This window comes from Polynucleobacter paludilacus (assembly GCF_018687595.1).
GTDB lineage: Bacteria > Pseudomonadota > Gammaproteobacteria > Burkholderiales > Burkholderiaceae > Polynucleobacter > Polynucleobacter paludilacus.
Genome location: NZ_CP061298.1, coordinates 411,850 through 427,383 on the forward strand (window position 1 = coordinate 411,850; position 15,534 = coordinate 427,383).

At 46.6% G+C, this 15,534-nt stretch carries 13 protein-coding genes, 1 other RNA gene, 1 pseudogene and 1 riboswitch; of the genes and pseudogenes, 8 read left to right on the top strand and 7 right to left on the bottom strand.

Features of this window, described 5'->3' with window-relative positions:
- Positions 1-56 precede the first annotated feature (56 nt).
- Together lptG and lptF are read right to left on the bottom strand one after the other, a co-directional pair.
- Entirely contained in the window at positions 57-1,211 is a 1,155-nt protein-coding gene (lptG, locus tag AOC06_RS02350; RefSeq protein ID WP_215380917.1) for an LPS export ABC transporter permease LptG, read from the bottom strand.
- Positions 1,208-2,323, bottom strand: a complete 1,116-nt coding sequence (gene lptF / locus AOC06_RS02355) for an LPS export ABC transporter permease LptF (protein ID WP_215380919.1) — start codon at positions 2,321-2,323, stop codon at positions 1,208-1,210. Before lptF ends, lptG begins: the two co-directional genes overlap by 4 nt.
- Positions 2,324-2,446: 123 nt before the next feature.
- Between lptF and AOC06_RS02360 the strand changes: the two genes are divergently transcribed.
- The 8 genes from AOC06_RS02360 (at position 2,447) to AOC06_RS02395 (ending at position 11,378) form a co-directional block, all read left to right on the top strand.
- Positions 2,447-4,024, top strand: coding sequence for a leucyl aminopeptidase (locus AOC06_RS02360; RefSeq protein ID WP_215380921.1), 1,578 nt, complete (start codon positions 2,447-2,449; stop codon positions 4,022-4,024).
- Between the two features lie 22 nt (positions 4,025-4,046).
- Positions 4,047-4,523, top strand: a complete 477-nt coding sequence (locus AOC06_RS02365; RefSeq protein ID WP_215380922.1) for a DNA polymerase III subunit chi — start codon at positions 4,047-4,049, stop codon at positions 4,521-4,523.
- A gap of 8 nt (positions 4,524-4,531) precedes the next feature.
- Positions 4,532-5,323 (top strand): prolipoprotein diacylglyceryl transferase, encoded by a 792-nt coding sequence (gene lgt / locus AOC06_RS02370; RefSeq protein ID WP_215380924.1) that lies wholly within the window; start codon positions 4,532-4,534, stop codon positions 5,321-5,323.
- A gap of 103 nt (positions 5,324-5,426) precedes the next feature.
- Positions 5,427-6,731 carry a malonyl-CoA decarboxylase gene (locus AOC06_RS02375; RefSeq protein ID WP_215380925.1) on the top strand — a complete coding sequence of 435 codons (1,305 nt, stop codon included), beginning with the start codon at positions 5,427-5,429 and terminating at the stop codon, positions 6,729-6,731.
- 175 nt (positions 6,732-6,906) lie between these two features.
- Entirely contained in the window at positions 6,907-7,944 is a 1,038-nt protein-coding gene (dctP, locus tag AOC06_RS02380; RefSeq protein WP_215380927.1) for a TRAP transporter substrate-binding protein DctP, read from the top strand.
- Positions 7,944-8,462, top strand: a complete 519-nt coding sequence (locus AOC06_RS02385) for a TRAP transporter small permease (RefSeq protein ID WP_251365371.1) — start codon at positions 7,944-7,946, stop codon at positions 8,460-8,462. The genes dctP and AOC06_RS02385 overlap by 1 nt, the downstream gene beginning before the upstream one ends.
- A 2-nt stretch (positions 8,463-8,464) precedes the next feature.
- Positions 8,465-9,823 (top strand): TRAP transporter large permease, encoded by a 1,359-nt coding sequence (locus AOC06_RS02390; protein WP_215352577.1) that lies wholly within the window; start codon positions 8,465-8,467, stop codon positions 9,821-9,823.
- 28 nt (positions 9,824-9,851) lie between these two features.
- Complete coding sequence (locus tag AOC06_RS02395) at positions 9,852-11,378, top strand: malonate--CoA ligase (RefSeq protein ID WP_439650683.1); 1,527 nt, start codon at positions 9,852-9,854, stop codon at positions 11,376-11,378.
- Between the two features lie 8 nt (positions 11,379-11,386).
- On the opposite strand, the gene AOC06_RS02400 is transcribed toward AOC06_RS02395, so the two are convergent.
- The 5 genes and pseudogenes from AOC06_RS02400 to AOC06_RS02420 form a co-directional block, all read right to left on the bottom strand.
- Positions 11,387-12,205 (bottom strand): sulfite exporter TauE/SafE family protein, encoded by an 819-nt coding sequence (locus AOC06_RS02400; protein ID WP_215380928.1) that lies wholly within the window; start codon positions 12,203-12,205, stop codon positions 11,387-11,389.
- A 3-nt stretch (positions 12,206-12,208) separates the two neighbouring features.
- Positions 12,209-12,427, bottom strand: a non-coding RNA gene (ssrS, locus tag AOC06_RS02405) — 6S RNA.
- 99 nt (positions 12,428-12,526) lie between these two features.
- Positions 12,527-12,748: pseudogene (locus AOC06_RS08845) on the bottom strand (cell division protein ZapA); the annotation flags it as partial.
- Positions 12,723-12,995, bottom strand: a complete 273-nt coding sequence (locus tag AOC06_RS02415; RefSeq protein ID WP_112203309.1) for a hypothetical protein — start codon at positions 12,993-12,995, stop codon at positions 12,723-12,725. The gene AOC06_RS02415 and the pseudogene AOC06_RS08845, both read right to left, overlap by 26 nt.
- 109 nt (positions 12,996-13,104) lie before the next feature.
- A complete protein-coding gene (locus AOC06_RS02420; RefSeq protein WP_215380929.1) occupies positions 13,105-15,093 on the bottom strand; it encodes a TonB-dependent receptor domain-containing protein in 1,989 nt (662 codons plus the stop codon).
- 145 nt (positions 15,094-15,238) lie between these two features.
- Positions 15,239-15,452: riboswitch (cobalamin riboswitch) on the bottom strand.
- Positions 15,453-15,534: the final 82 nt, after the last annotated feature.

Below are 15,534 nucleotides of genomic sequence, written 5' to 3' on the forward strand. Positions count from 1 at the left end.
CCAATCTTTTATATCTACTGAGATATAGGAATCAAATTCTAAATTATTTTTGGGTATTAAGCCCGAGAAACGTAGCGCAGGGCAACAAAGGCTAGCAGGAGATATAACAAAGGGGGAATCAGGGCGGTCAGGAGTGCTGGCCAAGAACCTAATAGCCCGACATTTGAAAAGAGTGAGTTAAATAACTGAAAGCTCATACCCAGCATAATGCCGCCGAACACTTTTACGCCAACGCTTCCTGCGCGTGCTCTTAAGTAGGCAAATGGAAGAGCGAGGGCGAGCATCACAAAAATGGTGAAAGGGTAGATCACTTTTTTCCAGAAAGCGATTGAGTGGCGCTGCGCATCTTGTTTGTTTTCTCGCAAATGCGAAATAAATTGCGAGAGACTAAAGATCGACATTTTTTCTGGGCTAATCAGGAGAACGCCCAAAATTTGTGGCGTGACTTCTGACTCCAAAGTGAGCTGAGGAAGACTCAGAATTTGAGTGGAATAAACAGGATTGAGTGGATCTGATTGCTTGCTTTCTTTAAAGCGTGTTTCAGTGACATTCTCTAAGGCCCACATGCCTTGGTCCTCGAAGTGTCCAGACTCAGCGCTACGAATCGATAGCAGCCGATAGTTAGGATCAAATTCATACATTCGAATGTTATGGGCTTGATTGTCTTTATCAACGGTACCGACATTGACATAGCGCACCCCAGGACGAATTGGCCCATTGCCATCCTCATCGTGGAGGCGGTCTTTAATCCAAACACCGGTTTTGAGTTCAGAGCCATAGGATGCTCCCAGCGCCTTCATGCGCACTTGCTCTGATATTGCTTCGGTATAGGGGCCCAACCACTCACTCATGACCAGGGTGAGAACAATTAAGGGTAGTGAAATTTTTGCCAAGGTAATTAAGCCGCGCCGGATATCTAAACCTGCAATCCGCAAAATGGTGAACTCGGATTGGCTGGCCAACATGGCGAAGACATAAATACTGCCGATCAGTGCGGCAATCGGAATAATCTCCGAAATTCGTCCTGGCGCTTTAAGCAAGATCCGTAATAACGCGATTGGCAAAGTGTATTGCGCATTAACAGAGCCCAACTCGCTCAAGATATCGAAGAATAAGAAGAGGGCAACGAGGGCAAACAAAATAAAGCCAAAAGCAGCATAAATTTGCTTGGCCAAATAGCGCTCGAAGATGTATGGGAAGAGCAGTTTCATGACTTAACCATGCTGGCTGGTAATTGACGTTGCCACCATTTGAGGGAAGGGTTGATACGATTGCGAATCAATGCAGTGGCGATGATGAGGGCCAAAAGATGAATTGGCCAAACCCCAATGAACACATTGATCTTGCCTGAGGAAACAAAGTTTTGCGTCAGGTTCACTAGGTTGCTGTAGATCAGATAGATGAGCACTGCGTAGAACATCGCTGTGTAACTACCAAGCCGCGGATTGACATAGGCCAGTGGAATTGCAATCAGTACTAGCCCCAAAGCCATTAGTGGCAAACCAATGCGCCATAAGAGTTCAGCACGGTTAGCATTAATGCTGTTGGGATCTTGATCGGTAATGAGCTCAAGGACGCTTTTTTCTCGATCGCGGGGCGCGGGTGCAATTGCCTCTTTGCTGCGAATCTTCGTACTGTACTCATCAAACTCCAGAATTCGAAAATCAGGCTGAGTCGGAGTCCCCTCGTAGCGCCTACCGTTATTCAGGACGATGGATTTTTCACCACCCTCAGAGTTCTGGATATAGCCAGTTGCCGCAACAGCCACACTCAAGCGACCATTTTTGTTATCAGCAACAAAGACGTTCTTGACTTCACTCTTCTTGAGATCTAATTCTTCTATAAAGAAGACTCGTTGGGCTCTGGCGGATTCTTTAAACTGCCCAGCGGCGATCATCGAAACATCATCCCGTTGCTGAAAACGCTGGCTAATCAGGGTGGTCTCACGGTTGGCCCAAGGCCAAACAAAGAGTGCCAATAAGGCGATGATGATCAGTAGCGGCGTAGCAAACTTCAGTATGGGCTTAATCAGATTGGTAATGCTTAGGCCGCTGGCGAACCACACAATCATCTCTGAATCTTTGTACCAACGCACTAAGACAATCAGCACTGCTACAAACAAAGACACAGTTAGTAGGACGGCTAGGTAGCTAAGAGTAGCAAGCGTAATGAGAACCAAGACGTCTTCTGGATTGACATTGCCGTTGGCGGCCATCCCCAGAACCCGAATCACGAGAGTCGTGATCATGATCGTCACGAGCACCAAGAAGACCGCACCAGTAGTAAAACTGAGCTCGCGGCGAAGGGCTTGTTTGAATATCATGCAGATTGTTCAGGTAAATATGGCATTCTCGCTAGGATAAAGCCTTCGCCTTGGTCTCGGAGGATAATAGCTAAATCACCTAATTCATCTTAACGATTTAACCAAAAAATACCGTAAGACATCATGACCTTTCAATTTAGTAGCAAAATTTTTGCCAAAGCGGATTTATCCAGCCCAAAACTGCTTAAAGCAGGCTTAACTACCTTATTGGCTCAAAGTACCGATTGCTTGGTTTTGGGGTATTCCCAAGCGCAATGGGTCACCTTAGCCAAAAGCGGATTTCTCAAGGAGTTGGACGGTCTACTCGGAGGCGCGATCAAGCTCGCTAAGGAGGCTGGAGATCTGGAAGATAAGCAAAGCGCTTTATGCCTCTTGCGTGCAGATAAGTCTTGGCCTGTGAGCATCAAGGCTAAGCGGGTCTTATTGGTTGGTTTGGGTGAGCTTGCTACAAAAGAAGCCAATACTTTGCTGGCCTATTCCAAGATTGCTCGAGCAGCTTTGAAGGCGCTGAGTAACGGCCCGATTACCAATGCCATTTGGTTTATGCCCAGCTTGGTTGTTGAAGATCATCAATTTAGCGAGCAGGTACGCGTGACCATGCAATTAGCAGGCGATCAAGCCTATCGTTTTGGAGTTCGTCAGCCCGCGATGAAATTTAAGGCTAAAGACAAAGCGGATCCATTTGCCCATTTGACAATAGCGAGTAATAACGCTTTTGCAAAAGAATTGAAGTTGGCAGTGGCAGAAGGGAGTGCCATGGTCGAAGGAATGAACCTGGCAAAAGATTTAGGAAATCTGCCGCCTAATATTTGTACGCCAACCTATTTGGCAAAAACTGCGCAAGGTCTAGTCAAGAAGACCTCTCTGAAAGTAGAAGCATTAGGTCAGAAACAATTAGAGGCTTTAGGAATGGGTTCTTTTCTGTCGGTTGCAAAAGGTTCTGATACGCCACCGCAGTTCATCATCATGCGCCATCAAGGCGGTAAGCCAAATGAGGCGCCAATTGTGTTGGTCGGCAAAGGGATTACCTTTGATACCGGCGGTATTTCACTAAAGCCTGGTGAAGCGATGGATGAGATGAAGTACGACATGTGTGGCGCAGCATCGGTCATCGGTACGCTCTACGCAAGCGCCTTAATGAAGCTGGGTAAGAATGTCATTGGGGTGATTCCGACTTGCGAGAATATGCCATCCGGTCGCGCCTCTAGGCCCGGCGATATCGTGAAGAGTATGTCTGGTCAAACCATCGAAATTTTAAACACGGATGCAGAGGGTCGTCTCATTCTGTGTGATGCTTTAACTTATGTCGAGCGCTTTAAACCCAAGGCTGTGATTGATGTTGCTACATTAACTGGAGCGTGCGTGATTGCCTTAGGTCATGTTCACAGTGGACTTTTCTCAGATGATCCAGGTTTGGTGGATGGTTTAACAAAAGCAGGCTGCGCCTCCTTAGATACTGTTTGGCGTTTACCTTTAGACGCAGCGTATCAAGAGCAGCTCAAATCCAATTTTGCCGATGTTGCCAATATTGGCGGTAGACCCGCTGGGAGCGTCACAGCAGCCTGCTTCTTGGCTCGTTTTACCGAGAAATACAAATGGGCGCATTTAGATATTGCAGGCACTGCATGGAAGAGTGGTGCAGCAAAAGGCTCTACGGGTCGACCAGTTCCACTCTTAGTGAACTACCTCTTAGAGCAATAAGCCGAGCAAGAGCATAGCTGATATGGCGCGCATTGATTTTCATTTCAACGTGAGTGACAAGTTTGACTATGCTTGCCGCTTGACGCGCAAAATTTGGAGTGGCAGTGCTGTGGGAGAGCCAGTGCGCAATATCGTGATGGTTGCTAATCCGGCTGATTTGAAAATACTAGATGCTGTACTGTGGAGTTTTAGTCCAAGTGATTTCTTGCCACACTGCTTCATCGACGACGAAGCCGCTGCAGAAACTCCGATCGTGATGACAGAAGATTTTGCTTCCCCATCTTTAGCAAACATTCCGCATGCCGATGTCTTGATTCATCTAGGCATGAATATGCCCAAGGATGTTGCAGCAATGGTTGAGCGCTTTACTCGCATTGTAGAATTAGTGACTGTCAATGAAGCAGAGCGGCTAGCTGGTCGAGAGCGTTACAAAGCCTATCGGGATCTAGGGCATGAGTTGCACAACTTTGACCAATCTAAGCCCGAAAGCAAGTCTTAATTTCTTTTATGTTGATCCATCCCCAGTTTGACCCAGCTGCCATCCGCATTGGCTCTTTTGCAATTCATTGGTATGGCTTGATGTATCTCATGGCCTTTTTCCAATTTTTACTCTTGGGACGTTTGCGAATTCGCTCTCCCCAATATCAAACATTGGGATGGTCTTACAAAGACTTAGAGGATTTGCTGTTCGCTGGGGTGCTCGGTGTCGTTTTAGGTGGTCGTTTGGGCTACACCTTGTTCTATCAGCCCGGCTTTTATCTCGCACATCCTTTCAATATTCTTAAGCTATGGGAAGGCGGCATGTCTTTCCACGGCGGTCTCTTGGGGGTGATTCTGGCTATGCTCTGGTTTGCCCATCGCCATAAAACCACCTTCTTTATGGTGAGTGATTTAGTTGCACCACTCGTTCCCTTTGGTCTGGCCTTTGGCCGGCTAGGTAACTTTATTAATGGCGAGCTCTGGGGTAGGCCGACAGATCTGCCATGGGCTATGATCTTTCCTCAGGTGGATATGCTGCCGCGCCACCCCTCGCAAATTTATCAGTTGTTTGGTGAGGGACTTTTGCTAGGAATCATTTTGTGGATTTTTTCCAGCAAGCCACGTCCATTGGGTCAAGTCTCGGGCCTATTTTTACTGGGATATGGAGTCTGTCGCTTCTTGGCGGAGTTTGCGCGGGAGCCTGATGCCTTTTTGGGCCTGCTGGGAATGGGTTTATCGATGGGGCAGTGGCTCTCACTACCCATGATTTTTTTGGGTTTTTACCTTATAGTGAGACCAAATACCCAGAAAGTTGGCTAAAAGCCGCTAAAACCTCAAAGTTTTGCTGAGACTGCCGCTAATTTCTGGATTGAATTGTTTCAAGCGCGTTTAACCATTTATTTATCGATTTAGAGAGACTGCCATGCTGGAAAAGATCGCCAAAGCCCGTAATTTATCCCGAGCGAATAATGCGGTGAAGCGAATGATTTCCGAGCGCGGCGAATCGAACGCGCTGAGTATGGCTGATGATGTGGTGAATAGTTATCGCAAGCTCACCAAAGATCAGCACGTTACCTTTTTCACTTTCCTGTTCGAAAAACTCAATCCCGATACTGATCTGGTAATGACTGCAGCACAAAATTTTGCTGCAGACTCCAATGCCCGAAATTACATTCGTTTGCAACGCGTAGTTGAGTCTCCTCGCCAAGAATTATTCCGTCGTTTAAATCGTGCGAGCGAAGGCACTGCTGCAGTTGTGCAAATGCGCCGTGACCTCTTGCAAGTATTGGATAAGAAGCCGGAATTGACCGCAGTCGATTTTGATATGCGGCACTTGCTATCTTCTTGGTTTAACCCTGGATTTTTGAAGATGCATCGCGTGGATTGGAAGTCTCCGGCCGAGGTCCTAGAGAAGCTCATTCAGCACGAAGCGGTTCATGCGATTGATGGCTGGGACGATTTGCGTCGTCGTTTACAGCCTGATCGCCGTTGTTTTGCATTCTTTCATCCACAGCTTCCCAATGAGCCCCTCATTTTTGTGGAGGTTGCTCTACTCCCGGAGGTTCCTGCAGTGATTACACCCTTGGTGGATAAGAAGGCCGAGACCAATGATCAGGTGTCGCAATTTAAGGTTGCAGCCTTTTACTCGATTAGCAACTGCGAACCTGGATTGCGTGGCGTGTCGATGGGTAACTTTTTAATCAAGCGCGTAGCCGAGCAATTGCATGCTGAATTCCCCGGTTTAAAAACCTTCGTAACCTTGTCGCCGATTCCAGGCTTCATGGATTGGGTTATGGCGGGCGCCAATCTTGGACAGGGCGTTCCTGAAGATCGCTTGAAGCCAGCTATTAAAGCCACACGAGATCAAGCTTTGGCGACCTTGAAGTTAGATAGCCAATCTTGGGCAGAACGCTTAAGTGCTGGCTGGCACCCTGATCAGGCCTCTGAAAAAGAAAATGAAGCCCTGATGTCTTTGGCGAGTATCTATTTGGGTCTCGCTTCAACGGGGCGTGATGGGAATCCTGTAGCCAAGTTTCACTTGGGTAATGGGGCAAAGCTGCATCAAATTAACTGGGCAGGGGATTTGTCCCGCAAGGGGCTTCGTCAATCGGCAGGCCTCATGGTCAATTACCTGTATGACCTTTCTTCCGTTGAGGATAATCATGAGCGCTTTGCCAATGGCGAGGTAATTTATAGCAGGGCTGTAGGTAAGTTAATGACGGCTTAAAGAGGGATTTCAGACCGATTTGGGCTGCTTTGGCTGCTGTAGGTCTGAATTGATGGGATCCCTGGAATCAAGTTTAGAATGACAGAATTATTAAAAGTAGTAAATATTGTTTGATTATTTGATAAAAAAACAGGGTCGGCATTTTCAATAAGCAAAAGACCCATAGGAGAACAAGATGACAGATTCAAAAGAAATTAGTCAGTTACGCCGCCAGATTCTTTTAGGTGCTGCTGGAGCTTCTTTGGCAGGATATAACTTGCCAACTTGGGCTCAAGGTGCGTCACAGACTCTGAAAATTTCCCATCAATTTCCGAGTGGCACGGATTTCCGTGATCGTCTCTGCAAAAAGTTTGCCGATGAGGTGAGCAAAAAAACCAAGGGTGCCTTGAAGTTTGATGTTTACCCACAATCATCTTTGATGAAAACCAATGCGCAATTTAGTGCTCTGCGTAAAGGCGCGTTAGATTTCACTTTCTATCCCCTCCCTTATGCTGGTGGAGAGGTAGTCGAAGCCAATATTGGATTAATGCCTGGTCTGGTGACCAGCTACGAGCAGGGTGCCAAGTGGAAGAATGCCGAAGTCGGCAAGATTTTGAACAAGGTGATGGAGTCTAAGGGCGTCATCATCGTGAGTTGGGTCTGGCAAGCAGGTGGCGTTGCAACCCGCTCAGGCCCCATCATTGTTCCTGACGATATCAAAGGCGTGAAGTGCCGCGGCGGTAGTCGCGAGTTTGATGCGATGTTGAAGGCGGCTGGTGGATCAGTGATGACCTCGATTCCTTCGAATGAAGTCTATCAAGCCATGCAAACCGGTTCACTGGATGCAGCCTATACATCTTCTGCTAGTTTGATGTCCTTTAAGTTAGCTGAGTTGTCCAAGAACTTTACGAGCGCCAAGAACAAATCCTATTGGTATATGTTGGAGCCACTCATGATGTCTAAGATGGTCTTTGATGCATTGCCAGCCAATCAGCGTGAAATCATCATGTCGGTTGGCGCTGATATGGAAAAATTTGGCACTGAGCAAGCCAGGCTGGACGATATTGATGCTTCAATTGCTTTTGCTAAGGCGGGTAATAAAGTGTTTGAGCTCGATAATTCGGTGGTGGAGAAATGGAAAGCCGTTGCCAAACCTTCGGCCTGGAAAGAATTCTCTGAGCGTAATGAAACCTGTGCGGCCATGATGGCCTCTGCAGCAAAAATCAGCGGATAATGTTCAAGCTCCTCGAAATGGCTGACAAAGGCATGTCAGCCCTCAATAAATGCCTAGTCCTGTTGGGGTCAATTGCCTTAATGGCAGCGGCTCTGATTCTGAGTTATAGCGTCATCTCTCGGGGTCTCTTTCATGCAGCGAATGATTGGCAAGATGAAGCTGCTCTTTTTTGTCTAGTAGGTGTCACATTTATGTGTAGCTCCTACGTACAAGAAAAGCGTGGCCATATTGGGATCTCTGCGATTGAGGGTCTTTTACCCCATAAAGTGAATCAGGTTCGTGCAACAGTGATTGACATCATTTCCTGCTTATTTTTTGTCTTCTTCTCAATGAAGACTTGGGATTTATTAGTTGAAGCTTGGGTGGATGGTCAAGTTACTAATTCCACTTGGGCGCCTTCTCTATGGATCCCTTACTCAATGATGTTTGCCGGAATGGTATTACTCAGCATCCAACTATTTTTACAAATCTTTGTCAGGAAGCACGTGGCTACTGATGTTTTAAGTAGAGGTCACTAAATATGTCTATTCTGACAATCGGTTTGATCTTCGGCCTGGTCACTCTATTAATTATGTTTTCGGGCATTTCTATTGCTTTTGCTTTGGGAATCGTTGCGATCATCTTTATGTACTTTTTCATGCCTGCATCTTCTTTAGATACGGTGGCGCAGAACGTCTATGAAGAAATGTCCAGTATTACCTTAATGTCGATTCCGCTCTTCATTTTGAAGGGCGCGGCAATTGGACGCTCTCGTGCTGGTAAGGATTTATACGATGCACTGCATGTTTGGATGGGTAAGGTCCCAGGTGGTTTGGGTGTTGCCAACGTCTTTGCTTGTGCCTTATTTGCTGCGATGGCGGGTTCTAGTCCTGCAACTTGCTCAGCGATCGGAAGCGCCGGCATTCCAGAAATGCGTAAGCGTGGTTACTCACCTGGCTTTGCTGCAGGCATTATTGCAGCAGGTGGTACCTTGGGTATTTTGTTGCCACCATCGATCACGATGATTTTGTATTCCGTGGCATCCGAACAGTCGCTTGGTCGTTTGTTCCTAGCCGCGATCGGCCCCGGGGTGATGTTGGTCATCTTCTTTTCGATCTACACCATCATGCGTTTCCGTAAGGAATACGCAAGAGCGTACGAGGCCTACAGCCTCAACCCTGCTGCGACTTCACCGATCCTTGATCGTCACACTTACACCATGCAGCAAAAGATCAGCGCCTTACCACGCGTTCTGCCGTTCTTGGTGCTCTTGATTGGTGTGATGGTGGCTTTGTATGGTGGTTATGCCACTCCTGCTGAGACTGCGGGTCTGGGCGCCGTGTTTGCTTTCGTGTTGATTGCCTTAATTTACGGCATGTGGCGTTTCAAAGATTTATACCCTCTGCTGGATGTCACCATTCGCGAATCCGCCATGCTGATGTTCATTATTGGTATGTCTTTACTCTTTGCTAACGTGATGAGTTATCTGCACCTAAGTCAGTCAGCAGCGCAAGCGATTGTCGACCTCCACACTTCCCGTTGGTTGCTCTTGGCAGCGATTTTGTTAATGGTGATCGTGCTCGGTTTCTTCTTGCCACCCGTTTCAATTATTTTGATGACCTCACCCATTTTCTTGCCACCATTGCGTGCGGCTGGATTTGACCTTATTTGGTTTGGTGTGGTGATGACTATCGTGATGGAGACTGGCTTGATTCATCCGCCTGTAGGCTTGAATATTTTTGTGATCAAGAACATCGCGCCTGACATTACTCTGCGAGAGATTATTTATGGTGTGATGCCTTTTGTAGCCATCATGATTTTCTCTGTAGTACTTCTGTGCTTCTTCCCAGAAATTGCTACCGGTCTCTCTGATTGGGTAATGGGACCACCACTGTCTTAATCTCGATTTAAATCCTCAAGGAATTTTCATGAATTTGTATTCGTTGTTAGAAAAAGGCTTTCCGAAAGATAAAAAAGCCTGTGCGATTGAAACGCACGATGGCCTGTATTACTCATGGGGTGACCTTGAGCGTTCTACAGCCATGATGGCCAACCTCTTGAAGAACCTTAAACTTCCTAAGGGTTCGCGGATTGCAGTGCAAGTTGAAAAATCTCCTGAAGCACTTTTTCTGTATTTGGCAACGATTCGTGCGGGTTATGTTTATCTACCTCTGAACACGGCTTATCAGGCTGCTGAAATGCAATACTTCATTGAGAATGCAGAGCCTGCATTGGTGGTTTGTAGCAGCAAGAATTTCGCCTGGGTATCCAAGGTGGCTTTCAAAGCCGGCACTAAGCATGTCTTAACCCTGGATGACAACCGGACTGGTAGTTTGCTCGAAAGAGCTGCTGTTCAAAGTGATCAATTTAAGACGGTTGCTGCTAAGGATGATGATTTGGCGGCGATTCTGTACACCTCTGGTACCACTGGCCGCAGTAAAGGTGCCATGCTGACCCATCAGAACTTAGGCAGTAACGCTGCTGTATTGCAAAAGTTTTGGGGCTGGAAAAAAGGGGATGTCCTCTTGCATGCTCTACCCATTTTCCATGTCCATGGTTTATTTGTGGCAGCCCATGGTGCGTTGATCAACGGTAGCAAAATGATTTGGCTGCCCCGTTTGGATGTTTCGCAATTGATTCATCACATGCCACAGGCAACGGTCATGATGGGTGTGCCTACTTTCTATGTCCGCCTATTGGCTGATAAGGGCTTTGATAAACATGTCGCTCGTAATATGCGTTTATTTGTTTCAGGTTCAGCGCCTTTGTTGACTGAGACATTTAACAGCTTTCATGAGGTGATTGGTCAGCCGATTCTGGAGCGTTATGGTATGAGCGAGACCGTGATGTTGGTCTCCAACCCCTACAAGGGAAAACGCGTGGGCGGCTCGGTCGGAATGCCTTTGCCTGGCGTCAAAGTCCGTGTTGTTGATGAAAACAATCAGCCTTGCGCTGCTAATGAAATTGGCAGTATTCAAGTCAAAGGCCCCAATGTTTTTGCTGGCTACTGGCGTATGCCAGAGAAGACTGCAGAAGAGTTCACCAAGGATGGTTGGTTTAAGACTGGCGACGTAGGTCGTTGGGGTGGGCCAGCGAATGGTGGCAATGCTCCTGACAACTATCTGTGTATTGTTGGACGCAGTAAAGATTTGATTATTTCAGGTGGCTATAACGTCTACCCTAAAGAAATCGAGAGCTTCATTGATGACATGGATGGCGTTGATGAGAGTGCTGTGATTGGGATCCCTCATCCTGATTTTGGGGAGGCGGTAATGGCAGTGGTGGTAGCAAAAGCTGGTGCCAAATTGGACGCTCAGGCCATGATCAACACCTTGAAGACACAGATTGCGAATTTCAAAGTACCAAAACGCTTAGAGATTGTTTCTGATTTACCTCGCAATGCGATGGGTAAAGTTCAAAAAAACGTTCTGCGTGAGCAGTACACCCAGAAGTAATTGAGCTCTTAGAGACCAAATGCCTTGCGGCTTTCATTAAACATGAAGGCCGCAAGCAAGAGCAAAATAAATCCAAAGATCCGTTTGAGTTGCGCAACGTTCAGTTTGCGTGCCATCTTTGCGCCCCAAGGTGCTGTAAAAACACTCACAATCACAATACAGGCGACGGCAGGCGTATAAACATATCCGATTGAGCCTGCTGGTAGATTGGGGATGCCCCAACTGCCATACATATAGCCCAAGGTTGCCGATAGTGCTACCGGCAAGCCCAACCCAGAAGAGGTGGCCATAGCGGTGTGGGGTTTGACGTTGCACCAGATCATGAATGGCACTGTTACAAAAGCACCGCCTGCACCCACTAGGCTCGCAAGGGCGCCCACAAAAGTACCAAATGAAAATAATCCCGCCGTGCCAGGCAGTTCGCGACCCGGTTTGGGTTGTTTGTTGCGCAGCATTTGTATGGCGCTATAAACAATAAAGCAGCCAAAGAATAAAGAAAGCCATGAGGTCTTGAGTGCCTCAAATAATTTACTTCCGCCAATGAGGGCGCCAAATACCATGCCTGGGCTAAGCAAGCCAATCAATTTCCAGTTCACCGAACCATGCTTATGGTGAGCCCAAATCGCCGATGAAGTGGTGAACAAAATGGTGGCCATGCCACTTGCAATCGCCATGTGCACAACTAAATCCTGTGGAAACCCCAAATGATTGAATACCAAAATCATGAAGGGCACCAAGATCATCCCGCCACCAATGCCCAGAAGTCCGGCCAGAAATCCAGAGATGCTTCCACATAGAAGCAGCATGGCAATATCGTTTATGAACATAGAGGATTCCCCGCCTTAGCCGCTAGGCCGTCATCCTGAACCCTAGGGTTCAAGGTGGAACGGCTACTCTGCTTCGGGTGCATTAAGCTCCTCAGGGAGTGAACAGCGCAAGGCTGCCACTGTGAAGTATCAAAACGCTCACGCCCACAAGGTAAAGATCGTTCCGGATGCTTGCGCATCGGTTCAAGGAACTATTGGCCTTGGCGAACCAGGCAGGGAAAGGGTTTGCATCAGTGCATCAACCTGACTCTCTAAAGCATGAATTTCTGCTTGGAGATGGGATACATCTTCTGATTGAAGGCTACTTGGTGCGGCCATATTTTGCTGTTCATTTTGCAGCTTGATAAAGTCGCCAGCAATTTTGAGAGCCGCCATCATGCTGGCACGCTCAATACTGCGATTACCACCATTAATCGCCAACTGAATTTGTTCGTCAACGAGGGTGCAGGCAGCCCGCAACAGGGGTTCATGCTCAGTGCTAGTTGCTAGCGCAATCTTTTGACCGGCAATTACTACTTCAATGCGTTGTTGGCTCATTACCATCCTCAGGTTCTGGGGTGCTGCTTTCACCAAGTAAATTCATTTGACGCCCGTCAGTTTGTTCGGGTAGTCGACTCAAGATATGTTGAATACGTTTTTGTGCATCCTCAATTTTTTCTTCCAACTGAACGCGGTCAGCTGCCAATTTTTGGACAGCAACCGCTACCTGGGCAAGCTTTTCAGTAAGGCGTTGAATCGAGGCCTCTAAGCTGCCTAGATCGCTGGAAGAGGAGGGGTATTGATCACTCATATTGCCATTGTAGCTTTTTGAGAAGGGACTGGGAAAGCTTCCTAAGACCCCCTTTTTTTGGCTGGAATGGGGGGTCTATTTATAGGAACAAGGCCAGCGCCATCTTTACCTACTTAACTAAATAACGTAGGCCCACAAATACATTTGAACCTGCATTGGCATAACCATAGCTAGTTTGATATTGAGAATTAAATACGTTGTTCCATCGAATAAAAGTTGATAAATTCTTTTCAATTTCATAGCTGCCGTAAATACCTACCAATGTGTAGCTGGGCATACTGTATGTATTAGCAGTTTGGTCAGAATTTACACCTCCCCAGCGGGGCCCAGTAAGCGTGATATTAGAGCCAAAATTAAATTTTTGGATTTTGTAATCTGCCAACAAATTACCAACCCAATTAGCGCGGTTTGGTACATCAAGTCCAGTATTTTGATCAACAGTACTCATTGCATCTGCAGATGCTTTCAGGGTGAGTTTTTCAAATCTACCATCAACCCCTAATGAAGCCCCCTTGATTTGGACAAGACTGAAGTTTGTTGGGTACGATCCGGAATAATTCGCAGGATTGTCACATGTATAGTCGGGGCAATTAATTGGAACGATAAAATTTTCAATTCTATTTTGGTAAGCAGTTAAATGCACTCCATATTGCTGGGTTTCGTAATGAATCCCCCCCTCGACATTTCGATTGGATTCAGGTTTTAGGTTAGGGTTTCCATAACCCGGGTAGTAGAGGTCATTAAAAGCTGGAGCACGAAAGCCGGTTCCATAGTTGATATTTGTTCTCAGTTCTTTTGTGAGAAAGTAGCCGTAAGCTGCACTGTATGTTGCTTTAGAGCCATACGAAGAGATATTGTCGTTACGGACAGCTATAGTAGCTAAATGATCGCCTCGTTTTAATTCATAAGCACCAGCGATTGAGTCGGTAGTTCTGAGTTGGCTAATATTGATATTTGCACATCCCGAGGCACTGGAAGTGCAGCCTGTTTGAAATGCCGAGTTATCCATATTGGCATATTGCATATTCCGCTCAAGTAATACTTGAACCTTATCAGTACCAAGCTTTAAATCGTTTTGCCATAGATAATCATAGGCTGGAGTAACCAACTTATCGTTACTTTGAGAGGTTAGACTTTGCCCGGAATTGGTTGAGCTAGATACTTGAAAAAAGCTGCTCCATAAATCTGTAATCTGGTTTTTTGAATAAGCAGAGAAGATGGCGAGTTGATTTACCCCAATGTCTGTTTCAGGGGAGCCATAATTACTTGGAGATTGCCAACTATTTTTACTGGTAAATACTTTCACGCCGAATTCTTGGCCCTGTGACCAAGTATTGCTTAATGAACCACTGGCACCAAGCCTTGTATATCCAGTTGATGTTGTTGGATAACTTGTTGCATAGCTAGTCATACTTGGGTTCTTTGGATTATTACTCGCAACAGTATTAAATCCCGCAGAGTTTTCTTGGCTTATGCCCAGAGAGTATGTGGTACCACTTTCCTTGCCGAGGGATCCACTTAGTACTGCACTTGTAATGCTGGTGTTATAGCTTCCATAGCCTGCAGAAGCTTCAAGTTGGGTTGGTCCCCCACCTTTTTTTGTGAAGATTTGGATTACACCGCCCATGGCATCAGAACCATAAAATGTGCTTTGAGGACCATAAATAATTTCTATATGATCGATTAATGCAAGTGGAATTGAGTTCCAAACTGCTCCGCCACCAACAGAGTCAATCTTGACCCCATCAATAAGTACAAGACTTTGTGCATTACTTGTACCTCTTAAATAAACACTAGTGATATTCCCTGATCCACCAGAGCTCGATATTTGCACCCCTCTTTGTTGTTGTAATAAATCGGGTAGGCTAGACTGTGCGGAGTTTTCGATTTCTTCCCGGCTGATGTACGTGTAGTCTGCGAGCACATCGTTTCCAGATTTCGCAGTACGAGTTGCCGTGACAATGATGGGATTTTCTGGAGTGAGAGAATTCGTAACTGAGACAGTGCTAGAGTTTTGCGCGAATACTGTTGGACTGACGAGCAAGCCAAGGCCACAAAATAGGGTGGCTATTTTTTTATTACTGAAATTCCGTTTCATGCTGCACTTTCTGTTCTCGAATACCCGCGCCAACTTCCCCGTTAGCAGGGTCGAACAGAATTTCACGTGCGAGAGATCAGGCGTCAATAAAGATCCAGGCTTTTGGGGCGAGGACAATCATCGGCGCGCGAAGGTCCCCGTCCGCAAAATTCCACCTGTCTTGGCCGGTATCCGGGCTGGTAAACATCAGAATCTTGCCTTCCCATGCAATTGACGTGCACAGTGGCTTTTGAGATTCCTTGCCCCGGATTGTGAAATCGGGGGTGCATTTACTTACCGTTGCGGGGGCAGCACACGTTTAGTGTTTCCCGTTTAACCCTATTGCAATGCAATAAGGCACCACGACCCAGTAATTCTATCTTAAATAGCTTTCTAGACTAGATATTTGAGGGTTTTGACGACCTAAAACGCCTACAATAGAGGGCTTAGGAACAAAGAATT